This window comes from Rhodococcus sp. NPDC060090 (assembly GCF_042729855.1).
GTDB lineage: Bacteria > Actinomycetota > Actinomycetes > Mycobacteriales > Mycobacteriaceae > Rhodococcus.
The window spans coordinates 272524-288719 of sequence record NZ_JBHWXB010000006.1 but is presented as its reverse complement, the minus strand read 5'-3'; the positions used below and the strand labels follow the sequence as shown (position 1 = coordinate 288719).

The following is a 16196-nucleotide window of genomic DNA, read 5'->3' as shown; positions in this document are numbered from 1 at the left end:
TGTGCCGGTCTGTGACCGGCACCGCCCGACTCGTGGCCGACTACAGGCCCAGTGCGCGCTTGACCGCAGAGAGCGGCGGATTGGTTGCGGTGGTTCCGTCCGCGTACTTCACCGTCGGAACGATGTGATTGCCGTCGTTGACGCTGCCGACGAACTCTGCGGCTGCGGGATCGGACTCGATGTCGATCTCGGCGTAGCCGATGCCGTTCTCGTCGAGCTGCTTCTTGAGGCGCTTGCAGTACCCGCACCACGTGGTCGAGTAGATGGTGAGAGCGGGCGATTCGGGGCTCGTCAGATCAGGGGTCGTCATGACGGCGACAACGTCGCACGGCCTCTGATCTGTTCCGCTCCACGCCGAAATGTGTTCTGCGACACAGGCGGCGTGCCCGAAGGTGACGCCGGACGGGCGTGATGTCGGTCCGCACTGTCATGATGGAGGCCATGCGTGTGGAAGCGGCGGTGGACGGTCTCGACCCGGAACAGGCAGCGGCAGTCCTCGCCCCCCGAGGGCCGGTGTGTGTTCTCGCAGGCGCCGGTACCGGCAAAACCCGCACCATCACGCGCCGGATCGCTCACCTCGTTTCCGACGGCCACGTCTCGGCCGGACAGGTCCTCGCCGTCACCTTCACGGCGCGCGCCGCGGGAGAGATGCGTTCACGGCTTCGGGAGCTCGGCGTCGGCGGATCGGGCCCGCAGGTTCAGGCACGTACATTCCACGCTGCTGCTCTGAGGCAGTTGCGCTACTTCTGGCCGCAGGTGGTCGGAGACATTCCGTGGCACCTGCTCGACCGCAAGTTCGCGGTCGTGTCGCAGGCCGCGCATCGCGCCGGATTTCCGACCGATACCGACACGGTCCGCGACCTCCTCTCCGAGATCGAATGGGCGAAAGGGTCGCTCCACGCACCCGAGGACTACCCCGCAGCAGCGGCTCGGGCACGGCGTGAGCCACCCGCCGACGCCGAGCGGGTCGCGAAGGTCTACGCCGCATACGAATTCCTCAAGAACCGGGGCGAGGACGGCATCTATCTCGACTTCGACGATCTGCTGCTGCAGACGGCTGGTGCCCTCGAGAACAACCCCACGGTGGCCGAGGAGTTCCGCGACCGATATCGCTGTTTCGTCGTCGACGAATACCAGGACGTGACGCCGTTGCAGCAGCGTGTGCTCGACGCATGGCTGGGCGAGCGAGACGACCTGACGGTGGTCGGCGACGCGAACCAGACGATCTACTCGTTCACGGGCGCCTCACCGAAGCACCTGCTCGACTTCTCCCGCCGGTTTCCCGAAGCCACCATGGTCCGGCTCGAACGCGACTACAGATCGACCCCGCAGGTCGTCGACCTTGCGAACCGGGTGATCGGCCAGGCGCGGGGCCGGATCGCCGGAACCAGGCTCCAGCTGATCGGTCAGCGCCCATCGGGGCCCGAGCCGGTCTTCGCCGAGTACGACGACGAACCTGCCGAAGCGAAAGCTGTCGCGAAGGCCATCGCCAAGCTGCTGCGCGACGGTGTGGCGGCGTCCGAGATCGCCGTGCTGTACCGGATCAATGCTCAGTCCGAGGCCTACGAACAGGCCTTCACCGAGACCGGCATTCCCTACCAGGTACGCGGGGGCGAAGGGTTCTTCCAGCGCGCCGAAGTGCGCCAGGCAGTGAACGAGCTGCGGAAGACCGGCTCGCGCGACGACCTGCCCGAGGACGCAGACCGCGGAACCAACCTGATCAGCCTGGTCCGGGCCACCCTCGTCCCGCTCGGCCTGACCGACGCCGAACCCGCAGGCACCCAGGCACGCGAGAGGTGGGCGTCGCTCACCGCTCTCGTGCAGCTCACCGAGGAACTCCTCGAACACGAACCGGACCTCACCCTTGCGAGCCTGCTACGCGATCTCGCCGCGCGCGCCGAAGCCCGGCAGCCACCGACCGTGCAGGGCGTCACCCTCGCGTCGCTGCATGCGGCGAAGGGGCTCGAGTGGGACGCCGTGTTCCTCGTCGGGCTCACCGACGGCATGCTGCCGATCACGCACGTCACAGGCGACAAGGACACCGCACCGGACGAAGCCGGCATCGAGGAAGAACGTCGGCTGCTGTATGTCGGGGTGACGCGTGCGCGCGTGCACCTGCAGCTGTCCTGGGCGCTGTCGCGTACCGAGGGTGGACGCAAGTCTCGCCGTCGATCACGATTCCTACTGGGTTTGATCCCCGACAGTTCGCCTGCGTCGAAGATCGTCGAACCGGCGCCGCCGAAGAAGAAGCGCCCGCAGTGCCGGGTCTGCGGGAAGTCGTTGATGACGTCGACCTCCACGAAGCTCGGCCGGTGCGAAGGGTGTCCGTCGAACCTCGATGAAGACCTGCTGGTGGCGCTGAAGGACTGGCGACGCGACCGGTCGAAGGAGCTCAAAGTGCCCGCCTACGTGGTGTTCACCGACAACACCCTGGTCGCGATCGCCGAACAGCAACCCGCCGACGCTCGGGCGCTCGTGGCGATCCCGGGCATCGGTGCGAGGAAGCTCGAACAGTTCGGGGCCGACGTCCTCGCGCTCGTGCGCGGTGAGCGGACCACAGAGGCCCTCGACCTGTAGGGCTCAGCGCGTCTGCAGTGCGGGGGCGATCGTGGTGCTCCACGCCTCGCGTAGCTGATCTTCGAACAGCGCCCACGTGTGTGCACCGGTGTCGCGCATCGACACTGTCGCGGGGACACCCGCTTCTTCGAGGGCGTCGACGAACAGTGCGGTGCATCGGTGGACGAGTGCCTCGACCACCATGCCGCCGACCGGCGGGATCGCACCGTCGGGGATCTTGTCCACCGCGCCGACAGCTCCGCGGGACGCGCTGACGTACACGGCGGTGCCCGCCAGTTTCGCGGCGTTGGCTGCGGGATCGTGCGCTCTCCACCCTCGGCTGCCGGGCGGGCCCCACATGTTGAAGGGGTTGTTCAGACCACTGGCGATCATCGTCGAGATACCCACGGTGGCAAGAAGGTTGCTCGGTGCCGGACACCCACTGAACGATGCGGCGGCCTGATACAACTCCGGCGCTTGGATCGCGAGATCCAGTGCGGGCCCGCCACTCATCGACAACCCCGCGACGGCGTTGAGTCCGGTCCCGCCGAACTCACGGTCGATGACACCCGGCAGTTCCCGGGTCAGATAGGTCTCCCACATGTTCACGCCCAGGATCGGGTCGGCGGCCCCCCAATCCGTGTAGAAGCTGAGGCGTCCGCCGACCGGCAGTACGACCGTCACATTCTTGTCGGCGAAGAATTCGGGTGCCTGTGAATTGTTCATCCAGCCGACGCCGTCCTCGCCGCCGAGTGCACCGTTGAGGAGATAGAGCGTGGGCAGCGAGCCGCCGTGTGCGGGGCGGAGAACGTCGTTGGAGATCACTCGATCCATCGCGGGCGAATAGACATCGACGACGGTATGGGTGGGGGAGAGTATCCGTGTCTCCACCACATGCGGTGCCCGGTTCGAAACCGCACTACTCTCCGACGGTTGAGGCTCCGCCGCGGCCGGCGTGCTTGCTCCGATCCCGAGGGCCACGGCCGCAGCCGAAATCGACAACACACGCAACATTGAGCCCACACACAACTTCTGCACCACCAGATAGTTGCACGCCATAAGGCGGAGGGGGTTGCGGGGCGATGTTGGGTCGGTTGCGATCCGGTCTCGGCCTGGAAACCCTCACTCACCTCTGTGGGTGGAGAGCGCGGACCAGTTCCGTGTCGAGTGCGGCCGCGGGTGTCATCGGCATCGTGTGGTGTGTGGCTTCGTCGAGGGTCACCACCCGGATCTGTCGGTGTGTCTTCGCGATGTCGGCGGCAACGCGGCGACTGTCGTGGGCCTTGCTGTCGGCCGCGAGGATGACGGTCGTGTCGGGTTTCATGGAACGAAGGTGGGCCGGCTCAGGACGAGGTGGAACGACGGTCTTCGTCGCCGGGAAGTATGCGGCGCCCTGCGCCGACAAGTCCAGCCAGTGCTCGTCGATCGCGTGGCCGTTCGTCTCCCACGCGATGAAGCTGCGTTGACGCTTCGCGCTCGGGCGGAGCAATATCGGCAGCGCGCGGGCCAGATACCGAGGGTGCATCCCGGCGAAGCACGAAGTGGGGTCGAGCAGGATCAGCTTCTCGACGCGATCGGGTGCGCGCAGCGCATAGGCGAGGGCGATCATCGCCCCGTACGAATGGCCGATCAGTCCGAAGGATTCGGCGCCCATTCCGTCGACGACGGTGGTGAGCCACGAGAGCAACGTGCTCGTGGACTTGATCGGTGTGCCGTCGGCGACGCTCCGGCCGGCGTCTCCTATCAGGTCGATCGCGTGCACCCGATGCCTCGTCGCGAGAGCCGCGACGTTGCGGAACCACACCGTGGACGTCGCTCCGCCGCCAGGCAGTAGCACGACGGGTGGCGCGCCGTCAGGACCGCAGGAGTTCACACGGGTCGTCCCGTACTCCGAATCCAGATCCGTGCTGGTGATGTCGGCCGGCCACTTCTCGAGCACTCGATCGTAGGCGCGGTAGAACGCGGCGCCCTCGGCGGTGGTGGCGAAGTCGGTGATCGATACAGCGGGCATCCGAACCTCCTGAATAGCTCTATGCATCGAGATACTTGTTAGGTCGAGATAGTAGAGTGCCGTGCCAATGCTGTCGAGGCCGGGAGAACATCATGGCTGCAGAATCCACACCCGCCGGGAATTCGCTCGGCACAGTGCATCAGCTGCGTGCCCTCGTGGTCGAGCTGCACCTGCTCGGAGCAGAATTCGCCCGGGTGAACGGCATGCATGCCACCGACGTCCGAGCATTGATCTGCTTGCTCGATGCTGATCGCGCCACCCGCCCTGCGACACCGACCTGGTTGCGTGAGCAGCTCCATCTCGAATCGGCGTCCGTGACAGCGCTGATCGACCGAATGGAGAAAGCGGGGCACGTGCGTCGGCGACGCGACGACCGTGACCGTCGACGAGTTCTGCTCGAGGTCACAGCGGCGGCGAAGGAGCGAGGGTGGGCGTTCTTCGGCCCATTGCTTGCGAGCGCGACCACCGCGCTCGACACCTACAGCGCGGAAGAACTGATCACGATCGACAAATTCCTGGCGGACATGCGCGGCGGAGTCGACTCTGTTCGTGCAGGTGAAGCGACCGGATAGTAGGGCGTGTCAGCCTTTGCACAGGCAGAAATGGTGTCCTGCCGGATCGCGGAACACCCGGAAGGACGTCGCCGGCGAGAGGCCGTCGATGCGGGTGGCACCGAGGTCGAGTGCCACTCGCTCGGCATCATCGAGGTCGGGGACGTGGAAGTCGAGGTGGGCGAAGACGCCTTCTCCCGGCCACATGCGAGGAACGAAGTCCGGTGCGCGCTGGAATGCCATCGCAGTGGCATCGTCCCGGGCGAGTTCCACCCACTCGTCCCGGTCATCCGAGATACGCCAGCCGAGCAGTTCGCCGTAGAAGCCGGCGAGGGCCCGTGGATCGGGGCAATCGAGTACCGGAAGGAATCTCGTCGTCGCGAGTGCCATGCGTCCACCGTAACCGCGATCGGGCGCGGGAAGGCATAGATCGCGACAAAACCGCAGGTAGAAAATAACTTGTGCCATCCGCGGAGGCATCACTACTCTGGATGACGATGTCACGGGAGAGCCCGTGCACGAATCACGGTAGGAGGTAGCACCGATGCTCGGCTTCACAGCGCTCGCGCTCATCGCTGCCCCCGCCGCCGGGGCAGCCGACGTGGCTGCTCCGCGCGCCCGTCGTGAGCGTGCAGCAGCCGTCTCGTCCGTGGTCAGGACTCTGCCCGAGGTTCGCCTCCGGTAGACGCATCCGATTCCAGGCCACGGACCCCGCCCAGCGGACCGTGGCCTTTCTGATTTTCGGCTCGGTTCGCACCGCATTCCATCCGAACCACCGAAAAGGAGTTCTCGTGCCGAGCGACACTCTGTCGACCGCCCCGCACGATTCCGACGGAGATACCGGTGTGCGTGCCGGAATCCTGCCGTGCCACAACTACGACCCGGACCTGTGGTTCGCGGAGACACCCGACGGTCTCGAACGCGCCAAGGAACTGTGTTCCGCATGTCCAGTGCGCTCTCGCTGCCTGGCAGCAGCCCTCGACCGCGAAGAGCCCTGGGGCGTGTGGGGCGGCGAAATCCTCGACCGCGGAGCGATCGTCGCACGCAAGCGCCCCCGCGGGCGGCCACGCAAGAATCCCGTGGTCACCGATCCCGACAAGGAATTGGTATGTGCATGAGCCGCTCCGGCGGCCGTGGGGGGACATGCTCCCCACGGCCGCGCGGGGCGGTCACTCGTCGACGAACGCGGGCAGCCACTCGGTGAGGATCCGCATGTACGGCGCATACGCGTCGAGCTGGGCGCAGATCCCCACCGAACCCAGCAGGACCCGGAAGACGCTCAGATATTCGGGCGGGAGATTCAACGTCCGGGCGGTCCGGAACTGAGGACTGGAGAAGTCGGTGGCAACACCGGCCACCTGCTGTAGCCATGAGCGAGTGAAATGGAACGACTCGGTCCGGATCGGGTCGGTGAACGGGCGGAGGTAATCGGCGATCTCCCGGTCCGTCACCGTCCGGCCGGGCAGCACGAACTTGTTGTCGTACAACAGCTGTGTCAGCTCGTCGAACCGTTCGTCGAGTGCCAGTCGGACCATCCGGCCCAGCACCGGTGGAAAGCCGTCCGGCATCGCTGCCGTGGCGCCGAAATCGATGACGCCGAGACGTCCGTCGTCGAGCAGCATGAAATTGCCCGGGTGCGGATCGCTGTGCAGCAAGCCCACTCGTGCCGGCGAGGAGAAATGGAACTCGGCGAGCAGGGCACCCGCGCGGTTACGTTGCTCACGTGTGCCGCCGGTGATGATCGATGACAAGGGCGTAGCGGAAAGCCATTCGGTCACAGTGACTTTGGGGGCGCTCGCGACGACGCGGGGCACTACGAACTGTGGGTCGTGCTCGAAGACCTTCGCGAACGCACGCTGATTGTCGGCCTCGGTGCGATAGTCGAGTTCTTCCTCGGTGCGATCCGAGAGTTCATCGAGGATTGCCCGGACATCGGTGCCCGGCATCACGGTCGAGAACAGGCTCGCGAACCTCGACAGCGTCTTCAGATCTGCGCGCAGTGCCTCGTCGGCGCCCGGATATTGAACCTTGACCGCAACGTCGCGGCCATCGGACCACACTGCTCGATGCACCTGGCCGATACTGGCCGACGCGGTCGGTACGTCGTCGAACGATGCGAAACGCTCGCGCCACTTGGTGCCGAGCTGTTGGTCGAGCATATGGTGCACGGCCTTGGCAGGCAGTGGCGGGGCCTCCGCCTGGAGCTTGGTCAGTGCTTCTCGATACGGCTCGGCGAACTCCTCGGGAACCGCAGCCTCCATCACGCTGAGCGCTTGTCCGAGCTTCATTGCGCCGCCCTTGAGCTCGCCCAGCACGGTGAACAGCTGCTCGGCAGCCTTCGCAGCCATCTCGGCGTCGATCTCGTTGCGATCGCCTCCGGCAAGACGCCTGCCGAAGCCCACTGCGGCGCGTCCCGCGATGCCCAACGGAATGGTCGCGAGTTTGGCCGTGCGGGAAGAACTTCTGCGAGGGATGTCTGCCACGCACACCATCATGCCTGACCGCACCTACATGATGGCCGCCCCGGGGTCCGGGTCACCCGGTGCACTCGCAGTCCGGATGGCGAAACCAGCGGCGCCTCGAAAGTCGGTATGACGACAGATCCACTTCCACGGTGTGATCGGCCACAGCGGGCGACGTGGCTCCGGCAAGAATTGCGTCGAGCTCTCCCAAGGCGAGGGCAGCAGTGGCGAGAACCACCGCGCGTTCGGCGTGCCCCGGCCTGTCCCACAGCTGGGCGGCGAGTACGGGCCACGACGGATCGAGGTCGGTGCGGGTCAGATCCGCACACCGCAGACAGCTCGTGCTGCCGGGGACGACGAACGGACCCACGATTCCGCGCCCGTCCCTCGTACGGACCGTCAGATGCGGTACGCGGTGACGCATGAGGTCGCGCACCACGAGTGGATCGGGCACCTGGACGTCCGCCAGGACCACGCACGCGAGGTCTTCGCGGAGCCGTTCGTCGCCGGTGTACCGACTCGCCCGAAACCATTTGGTGTCCCGCAACGACAGCTGCGTGCACAGTGCATCGGCGAGCGGGCCGTCACCGTAGATCCGGATCCGCTGCGCGGGCTCGGGGGCTACACGTGTACGGGGTGGTGCCGAGCCCCGGACGATCCCGGTTGCCACGAGGTCGTCGAGGAGCAATCGAACCCCGGCCGCATCCGCGCCGCGCTCGACGGCGGTGGCGACCAGTTCGTCATCGGAATGCGTACCGTCCAGCAACTGCAGCACGGTACGCACATCGAATTCGTCGAGACCTTCGGGAGGAACGATGATGCGCCCGGTCTCGGGTCCCCACCCGAGCTGCACGCGACCATCGGAACGTCTCAACACGAGCAGCGAGGGATCGAACGAGAGGCCGGGGTGCGTCTCAGTATCGACCGAAGCTTCGGTGCGCAGGGAACTGGTCATACCGGGAAGCTTCTCAGCCGCGTTGCTTCGTCCGGGGTTGTCCGGCCCGGGTTATCCACAGGGCTGAATCCCTGTGACCAGCGTAAAGACGGTCTCAGTGCGATTCGTCGGGATTCTCGTCGTCCGAGTTCTTCTCGCGTTCGTTCTCTTCGCGTTCCATCATCGCCTTCAGCTGCGCGATGGGGTCGTCGAACGAGTCGGTTTCGTCCCCGATGACTCGGTCGACGAATGCGGTGGGGTTGTCGAGATCGGACGAATCCGGGAGCAGGTCGGGGTGTGCCCAGACCTTGTCGCGCGCGTCCGCGCCCGCATCGGTGGTGAGGCGACGCCACAGCGTCGCGGCCTCCCGCAGTTTCCGGGGCCGGAGTTCGAGGCCCACCAGCGACGCGAAGGTCTGCTCTGCGGGACCGCCCGTGGCGCGTCGACGGCGGAGCGTCTCGCTCAGCGCCGACACACCGGGGAGACGATCGCTGAGAGCGTCCGACACCACGATCTCGACCCAGCCCTCGATCAGTGCCAGCATCGTCTCGAGCCGTTCGAGCGCGGCCTTCTGTTCCGGTGTGGTCTGAGGTTCGAACGCGCCCTGGCCGAGGAGCTCCTGAATCTTCGCGGGGTCGGTCAGCGACGCCGGATCGATGCCCTGCGCGAGATCTTCGATGGCCGAGAAGTCCATCTTGATTCCGCGGGCGTACTCCTCGACCGCGCCGAGCAGCCGCTGACGCAGCCACGGCACATGGCTGTAGAGCCGCTGGTGGGCGGATTCGCGTGCCGCCAGGAACACCAGCACTTCCTGCGCCGGCTGCTCGAGTCCCTCACCGAACGATTCGATGGCCGCGGGCATCAACCCCGCGGTACCTTCCGGTCCGAGTGGGATCCCGATGTCGGTCGAGGTGAGTACTTCCTTCGAGAGCTGGCCGAGTGCCTGACCGAGCTGCGAACCGAACGCGAGGCCGCCCATCTGGGAGAACATGCCCATCATCGGCCCGACCATGGTTCGGGCTTCCTCGGGAAGTCCCTGCACCATCATGCCGTTGACCTGCTCGGCGATCGGGTCGGCGAGACGCTTCCAGGTGTCGAGCGTGTTGTCGAGCCAGTCGACGGGTGTCCATGCCACGGCCTTGGTGGCGCCCGCAGGCAGTGTCGTCGCAGCGTCGAGCCACAACTCGGCCAGGCGTGCCGCGTCGCGCACGGCATCGGTGGTGCCCGTGGATACCGGGGTGACCGACCCGATCTGCTGACGCGCCAGCTTGGTGGCGACATCGTAGTTGACCGGGCCGGACCCACCTGTTCCCATCGCGCTGCCCATTCCGCTGAGCATCTGACCGAATTGGCTCAGCATCTGGCCGAACTGGGACGGGTCGAAGCCCTGCGCGCCGAACGGGTTGTCGCCGCCGCTGCCGGGCAGTCCGAAACCGAACGGGCTACCGCCCTCCGAGCCGCTTGCACCGCTGTCGGACCCCCCGTCCTTCTTGCGATCGGGATCGTCGTCGGGGTTCGAGAATCCGAAGGGGGTGTCGCTCATACCGTCAACGGTACAAGGGGACGGAGCTTGAAACGGTCGGTGTGGTCACGCTGAACGCGAACATCGCCCGCCCGCTACCCTGGCCGGGTGAATCGACGCCTCGTGATGCCCCTTGCCGTCCTGCTCCCGGTAGTGGTCCTCGCGGTGCTGGCATTCAATGTGCGCGTGCCCTACGTCGCACTCGGTCCGGGGCCGACCTTCAATACTCTCGGCGACGTCGATGGAACACCGGTCATCGAACTCGAGGGCACCGAACCCGACCCCACGACCGGTGAACTGGTGATGACCACGGTCGGTGTCACCGACAATCTGACCCTGGCCCAGACGTTCCTGGCCTGGTTCAGCGGACGCTACGGTCTGGCGCCGCGTGAGCAGGTGTATCCGCCGACCCGCAGTAAGGACGAGGTCAAGGCGGCAGATCACGCGCAGTTCGCGCAGTCCGAGCGCAGTGCCGAACTTGCAGCACTCCACTATCTGGACATGCCCGTCACCCTCCGTGTCGCACAGGTGGCCGACGACGCCCCGGCGACGGATCTGCTGCAGCAAGGCGACCGGATCCTCGCCGTGGGCGGTAATACGGTCAGCACCGCCGGTCAGGTCCAGCGCGCGGTCGGCGACACCGAGCCGGGCAGCGACCTCGAGATCACGGTCGAACGTGACGGCTCCGAGGAAGTCGTTCCCGTCACTGTCGGGGAGCGCCCGGGCGACCCGGACAAGGGTTTCCTCGGTATCGGCACCGAAGAGACTCCAGAGGTGCCGTTCACCGTCTCGTTCAACCTGGCCGATGTCGGTGGCCCGTCGGCGGGCCTGATGTTCAGCCTCGCTGTCGTGGACAAGCTGAGCCCGGGTGCACTCAACGGCGGTGCGCATGTCGCGGGCACCGGCACGATCGACTCCGACGGCGTCGTTGGCCCGATCGGCGGCATCACCCACAAGCTGACTGCGGCCGAGGAGGGCGGCGCCGAGTTCTTCCTGGTTCCGGCCGACAACTGCGCCGAGGCGTTGTCGGGAGCCCCCGACGGGGTCCGGTTGATCGAGGTGGAGACCCTCGAAGGCGCGATCGACGCACTCGCGTCGGTCACCTCGGGCGGCGACGCCCCGACCTGCGATTGAACCGACCTGCGGTTGAATCGACCGCGATTCAACCGATCGGTGACCGACCGAGCGCGATGGGACGGAGGCCCGGCTCAGTCGTCGTTCTCGGCCTCGAGCGTCGCGTACAGCGCCTCGACGACCTGGGGCGCGAGATCATCGGCGACGCGCAGTTCGGCGCCCGCGAAGGGATCGTCGTCGGTGGGGCGAAGTTCGAGCAGGCTCATCGACGGGCCGTCGCGCAGCACCGCGGTGATCAGGCGAGCCTCCCGACGGTCGGGATGAGCATGCGCAGCGCCGAGCGCCGCGTCGTCGGCTGCGTGCCGGTCGGCGAGCCGGGGGACGAGGGCCTCGTCCAGGTCGGTTTCCGCGCTCGGGGGAAGCACCACGATCTCCTGCACGAGCGCACACCCGGATACCGACTCCGGCCAGCTGGTGGTCGCGAGGAACTCGTCCAGTGCAGGACTGCCACCTTCGACGTCGTCGGGCAGCAGATGCTGGACGATCGGCGTGTACTCGTGGCCGTCGTCGAGTTGGTCGCTGAGGGTCGGTTCCGCTGCCGCGAGCAGCGCGGTGGGGACCAGCGCGAACATCACCGGAGGCCGGTCCCAGCCCTCCGCATCGACGAAGTCGATGATCTCGTGGACGGCATGCGAGAGCGCATCGGGAGAAGGAACAGGAAGGTGATCGTTCACATGCCTATCCTGACATCCGAGAGAACTGAATGTGTCCACCGGAGCGGTGGGTGCACCCTCGGCACACGGTTTCCGTAGAGTAGGGCGAAACGGTCACCGGGTTGTGACACGAGGTGGAGACGGCGCGGATCCCCGCGTCGCCGTACGAGTTGGGAGCGTGGCACGTGGGCATGAGGCCCCCGACCGGAGTACCGAGCCTGTCGAAACGAAGCAAGGCTCTGCTGATACTTGCCCTGGTGGTGGCCGTGTTGCTGCTCCTCGGCCCGAGAATTCTGGATACCTATACCAACTGGCTGTGGTTCGGCTCTGTCGACTTCCGCGCCGTCTACGTCAAAGTTCTCCTGACACGAGTCGCGTTGTTCCTCGTCGTCGGCATCCTGGTGGCGGCGGTGCTGTGGCTTGCCCTGTTCCTCGCCTACCGATCGCGCCCGGTATTCGTGCCCACTGCCGGGCCCGGCGACCCGATCGCGCGATACCGGACGACGGTCATGACGCGGATGCGCGCCTTCGGTCTCGGCATTCCGATCGGCATCGGTGTGTTGTCCGGCCTGATCGCCCAGTCGAGCTGGGTGACGGTCCAGATGTTCTTCAATGGGGGATCGTTCGGCACCACCGACCCGCAGTTCGGGTTGGATGTCGGGTTCTATGCCTTCGACCTGCCGTTCTTCCGGTTCGTCCTCAATTGGTTGTTCGTGGCGATCATCCTGGCATTCTTCGCAAGCCTGGTCACGCACTACGTCTTCGGTGGAATCCGGCTCGCAGGTCGCGGCGGCAGCGGTGGCAGCATTTCCAAGGCCGCGCGTATCCAGCTGGCCGTGCTCGCGGGGTTGTTCGTCGCCTTCAAGGCCGTGGCCTACTGGCTCGACCGCTACGAACTGCTGTGGAGCGGCCGGAAAGAGCCCACGTTCAGCGGTGCCGGCTTCACCGACATCAATGCGGTGCTGCCCGGCAAGTTGATCCTCATGGCGATCGCGATCATCTGTGCGATCGCGTTCTTCGCGGCGATCGTGTTCCGCGATCTGCGGATTCCTGCACTTGCCACAGCGCTGCTGGTGCTCTCGTCGATTCTCGTGGGCGCGATCTACCCGCTCATGGTCGAGCAGTTCTCGGTCCGACCGAACGCAGCCGTCAAGGAACGCGAGTACATCGAGCGGAACATCGCGGCCACGCGCGAGGCCTACGGCATCACCGACGACAAGGTCACGTACGAGGACTATCCGGGTGTGGGCACGGTTTCGCCCGAGGAGGTCCCGGCCGACCTCACGACGATCGCGAACACCCGCCTTCTCGATCCGAACGTGCTGCCTCGTACCTTCACACAGCAGACTCAGCTCAAGAACTTCTACGGATATCCCGAGTCTCTGGATATCGACCGCTACGAGGTCGACGGCCGCGTCGAGGACTACATCGTCGCAGCTCGTGAGTTGTCTCCCACGAGTCTCACCGGGAACCAGACCGACTGGATCAACCGCCACACCGTGTACACCCACGGCAACGGACTCGTCGCGGCTCCCGCAAACCGGGTGAACGCTGCCGCGAGCACCTCGGCCGAAGAAGCCGCGAACAGCAACAGCGGCTACCCGGTCTACATGATCAGCGACCTCGCGTCGCAGGCGGCAGGCAACCAGGTCATCCCCGTCGAGCAGCCGCGCATCTACTTCGGCGAGGTGATCGCCGAGGCCAACCCCGATTACGCGATCGTCGGTGGAGGGGACGGGGCTGCCCCCCGGGAGTACGACACCGATACCGAGACCTACACCTACACGGGTGAGGGCGGCGTCGACATCGGCAACTGGATCAACAGGTTCGCATTCGCTGCGACGTATGCCGAGCGCAACATTCTCTTCTCCAGCGCAATCGGTGGCGACTCGAAGATCCTGTACAACCGCGACCCGCGCGACCGTGTCACCAAGGTGGCTCCGTGGCTCACCGCCGACGGCGATGCCTACCCGGCAGCCGTGGACGGCCGCATCGTGTGGATCGTCGACGCGTACACCACGCTCGACAACTATCCCTACGCGCAGCGCAGCTCACTCGAAGGTCTCCTCGAGGACAGCGTCGACCAGAACACCGGGCGTCTGCTTCCTCGCAAGGAAGTCTCGTACATCCGTAACTCGGTGAAGGCCACTGTCGACGCGTACGACGGCTCGGTCACGCTCTACCAGGTCGACGAGCAGGATCCCGTTCTCAACGCATGGATGGGTGTCTTCCCCGACGCCGTGACGTCGGAGGATCAGATCTCCGACGAACTCCGCTCGCACTTCCGCTACCCCGAGGATCTGTTCAAGGTTCAGCGGGAAATGCTCGCGAAGTACCACGTCGACGAGCCGCTCGAGTTCTTCACCAACAACGCGTTCTGGTCGGTGCCGGCGGACCCGACGGTGGACACCACCGCCAATCAGCCGCCGTACTACCTGTTGATGGGCGACGAGGAGACTGCCGACCCCAGATTCAGGTTGACCTCCGCGATGGTGGGTTACAACCGGCAGTTCCTGTCCGCTTACATCTCGGTGGAGGCAGACCCGGAGAACTACGGGCAGTTCACGATTCTGCAATTACCGACCGATACCCAGACCTTCGGCCCGGAGCAGACGCAGAACGCGATGATCTCCGACACCCGTGTCGCATCGGAACGGACGCTGCTCGAGAGATCCAACAGGATCCAGTACGGCAACCTGTTGACATTGCCGATCGCCGAGGGCGGCATTCTGTACGTCCAGCCGATGTACACCGAACGTAACCCGACGGCGGGGAGTACATCCACGTTCCCGCAGCTCTCGCGCGTACTGGTCAGCTACCGCGAGCCGGGCTCGGGCGGTGGAGTGCGGATCGGTTACGCACCGACCCTGGCGGCAGCGCTGGACCAGGTGTTCGGTCAGGGTGTGGGCGATGCCGCGACGGCTCCGGGCGGTTCGGCTGTGTCGAGCGCGGAGGTCGAGGACGATACCCGCTCCGAGACGGCCGAAGGTGCGGTGCCCGACGACGGACAGCAGCCGGAGCCCGGAGCACCCTCTGCGACAGTTCCACCCGCGAGCCGTGAGTCGGCGGTCGCCGAACTCGATTCAGCGCTCGACGAGCTGGCCAATGCACAGAGCAGTGGCGACTTCGATGCGTACGGCAATGCGCTCGCGAGAGTGCAGCGTGCAGTCGAGAGTTACCAGTCGAGTGGCGGCTGACGGCCACTGACGAGAGAAAAGGACCCGCCGACGGCGGGTCCTTTTCGTTGTTCGGTACTCGTTGTCGAGTCCGGATCAGAGTCCGGCGACGCTGACGAGCTGCGAGAACTGCGCATCGAAACCATGCTGCGCGGCGAGATCGGCCGCAGCGTCGATGGCCTGCTGGACCTCGGCCGGGAGTGCGGCCACCTCGGCGATCGGTGCATCGGGTACGGCCGGGGCGGCAGGTGCCTCGGGTGCGGGTGCTGCCGGTGCGCTCTCGGTGGTCAGGTACTGGCCGCAGGTGGGCCACGCGCCGGGGCCCTGGGTCTGCAGCGTGTTCTCGGCGACCCGGATCTGCTCCGCCTTCGACGCGTGGGCGGCGTTCCCTGCACCGCCGTTGGCCTCCCAGGTGCTCTGCGAGAACTGCAGGCCACCGTAGTAGCCGTTGCCGGTGTTGATCGCCCAGTTGCCACCGCTTTCGCACTGCGCAACGCCGTCCCAGTTGTGGGAAGCAGCGGACGCGGTGCCGGCGGCGAGGCCGAGCGGAATGGCGGCGAGCGCGCCGGTCACGACGACGGTACGAAGGGCGCGCTTGGTGAACGGTGTGGTCATGCTGTGGGTCCTCTCGCGCTCGCGGCAACGGCACTCCCTCGCCACGTTTGGCCTGGCGGGTTGTGCAGTGCTTCTGCCCCTCCGAAGATCTTCGTAGGCACCGGTTCCCGCGGGGCAGACTCAGCGGCGGCGGTCCGGTGGTGGTTCGGTTGATTCGAACCGGAACCGACCGTACAAGGGGATCGAGGGAGGCGTCATCCGGCAGATTTCCCCGATTCATATCCAAAATGTGAGATGAGCCAGCGCGTTTCTGCAGGTCATAAGAGAAAATCACGCTCTCGTCACAAAGATGTTATTCATCCGTTATGTGTCGGGGATCATGGGTGAATGGTGACTCGGGTCACCCAATCGAGCGTCAAAACCTCGCTGACTCAGGCGATTTGCCTTTCGTTCCCCCGTACGTGTAACTTTGTTCTTGCAACGCGGGGTGGAGCAGCTCGGTAGCTCGCTGGGCTCATAACCCAGAGGTCGCAGGTTCAAATCCTGTCCCCGCTACCAACGCGAAGGCCGGTCTTCCGAATTCGGAAGACCGGCCTTCGCTTTTTGTCGTTCAACCCTCCTGCTCATCCCACGTCGAAGCCC

At 65.8% G+C, this 16196-nt stretch carries 15 protein-coding genes and 1 tRNA gene; 7 read left to right on the top strand and 9 right to left on the bottom strand.

Going from position 1 to position 16196, the window contains the following annotated elements:
* Positions 1-40 precede the first annotated feature (40 nt).
* On the bottom strand, positions 41-310 hold the full coding sequence (locus tag ACFWCF_RS11065) for a mycoredoxin (RefSeq protein WP_378493090.1): 270 nt from the start codon (positions 308-310) through the stop codon (positions 41-43).
* A 101-nt stretch (positions 311-411) separates the two neighbouring features.
* Here ACFWCF_RS11065 and ACFWCF_RS11060 point away from each other — a divergent pair, with 101 nt between their 5' ends.
* The gene (locus ACFWCF_RS11060; RefSeq protein ID WP_378560856.1) at positions 412-2577 is read left to right on the top strand and encodes an ATP-dependent DNA helicase UvrD2; all 2166 of its coding nucleotides are present in this window, start codon (positions 412-414) and stop codon (positions 2575-2577) included.
* A gap of 3 nt (positions 2578-2580) precedes the next feature.
* Here the strand turns inward: ACFWCF_RS11060 and ACFWCF_RS11055 are convergent, their stop codons facing one another.
* Complete coding sequence (locus ACFWCF_RS11055; RefSeq protein ID WP_378560853.1) at positions 2581-3390, bottom strand: alpha/beta hydrolase; 810 nt, start codon at positions 3388-3390, stop codon at positions 2581-2583.
* Positions 3391-3682: 292 nt separating this feature from the next.
* Positions 3683-4567 carry an alpha/beta fold hydrolase gene (locus ACFWCF_RS11050; RefSeq protein WP_378560850.1) on the bottom strand — a complete coding sequence of 295 codons (885 nt, stop codon included), beginning with the start codon at positions 4565-4567 and terminating at the stop codon, positions 3683-3685.
* 92 nt (positions 4568-4659) lie between these two features.
* On the opposite strand from ACFWCF_RS11050, the gene ACFWCF_RS11045 reads away from it, so the two are divergent.
* Positions 4660-5139, top strand: coding sequence for a MarR family winged helix-turn-helix transcriptional regulator (locus ACFWCF_RS11045; protein ID WP_378560847.1), 480 nt, complete (start codon positions 4660-4662; stop codon positions 5137-5139).
* A 9-nt stretch (positions 5140-5148) separates the two neighbouring features.
* Here the strand turns inward: ACFWCF_RS11045 and ACFWCF_RS11040 are convergent, their stop codons facing one another.
* A complete protein-coding gene (locus tag ACFWCF_RS11040; protein WP_378560844.1) occupies positions 5149-5508 on the bottom strand; it encodes a VOC family protein in 360 nt (119 codons plus the stop codon).
* Between the two features lie 154 nt (positions 5509-5662).
* Between ACFWCF_RS11040 and ACFWCF_RS11035 the strand changes: the two genes are divergently transcribed.
* Positions 5663-5803, top strand: a complete 141-nt coding sequence (locus ACFWCF_RS11035) for a hypothetical protein (protein WP_378493086.1) — start codon at positions 5663-5665, stop codon at positions 5801-5803.
* 121 nt (positions 5804-5924) lie between these two features.
* A complete protein-coding gene (locus ACFWCF_RS11030) occupies positions 5925-6236 on the top strand; it encodes a WhiB family transcriptional regulator (protein WP_378493092.1) in 312 nt (103 codons plus the stop codon).
* 51 nt (positions 6237-6287) lie between these two features.
* Here the strand turns inward: ACFWCF_RS11030 and ACFWCF_RS11025 are convergent, their stop codons facing one another.
* The 3 genes from ACFWCF_RS11025 to ACFWCF_RS11015 all read right to left on the bottom strand — a co-directional run bounded on the left by ACFWCF_RS11025 (position 6288) and on the right by ACFWCF_RS11015 (position 10057).
* A complete protein-coding gene (locus ACFWCF_RS11025; RefSeq protein WP_378560841.1) occupies positions 6288-7613 on the bottom strand; it encodes an ABC1 kinase family protein in 1326 nt (441 codons plus the stop codon).
* A gap of 40 nt (positions 7614-7653) precedes the next feature.
* Positions 7654-8535, bottom strand: coding sequence for a TOMM precursor leader peptide-binding protein (locus ACFWCF_RS11020; protein WP_378560838.1), 882 nt, complete (start codon positions 8533-8535; stop codon positions 7654-7656).
* A gap of 94 nt (positions 8536-8629) precedes the next feature.
* Positions 8630-10057 (bottom strand): zinc-dependent metalloprotease, encoded by a 1428-nt coding sequence (locus ACFWCF_RS11015; RefSeq protein WP_378560835.1) that lies wholly within the window; start codon positions 10055-10057, stop codon positions 8630-8632.
* Positions 10058-10144: 87 nt separating this feature from the next.
* On the opposite strand from ACFWCF_RS11015, the gene ACFWCF_RS11010 reads away from it, so the two are divergent.
* Positions 10145-11170 carry a PDZ domain-containing protein gene (locus tag ACFWCF_RS11010; RefSeq protein WP_378560832.1) on the top strand — a complete coding sequence of 342 codons (1026 nt, stop codon included), beginning with the start codon at positions 10145-10147 and terminating at the stop codon, positions 11168-11170.
* Positions 11171-11244: 74 nt separating this feature from the next.
* On the opposite strand, the gene ACFWCF_RS11005 is transcribed toward ACFWCF_RS11010, so the two are convergent.
* Positions 11245-11844, bottom strand: a complete 600-nt coding sequence (locus ACFWCF_RS11005; protein ID WP_378493082.1) for a PPA1309 family protein — start codon at positions 11842-11844, stop codon at positions 11245-11247.
* Between the two features lie 164 nt (positions 11845-12008).
* On the opposite strand from ACFWCF_RS11005, the gene ACFWCF_RS11000 reads away from it, so the two are divergent.
* Entirely contained in the window at positions 12009-15020 is a 3012-nt protein-coding gene (locus tag ACFWCF_RS11000) for a UPF0182 family protein (protein ID WP_378560829.1), read from the top strand.
* Positions 15021-15095: 75 nt separating this feature from the next.
* Here the strand turns inward: ACFWCF_RS11000 and ACFWCF_RS10995 are convergent, their stop codons facing one another.
* Entirely contained in the window at positions 15096-15614 is a 519-nt protein-coding gene (locus ACFWCF_RS10995; RefSeq protein WP_378560826.1) for a transglycosylase family protein, read from the bottom strand.
* Between the two features lie 421 nt (positions 15615-16035).
* Between ACFWCF_RS10995 and ACFWCF_RS10990 the strand changes: the two genes are divergently transcribed.
* Positions 16036-16112: transfer RNA gene (locus ACFWCF_RS10990), tRNA-Met, on the top strand.
* Positions 16113-16196 lie beyond the last annotated feature (84 nt).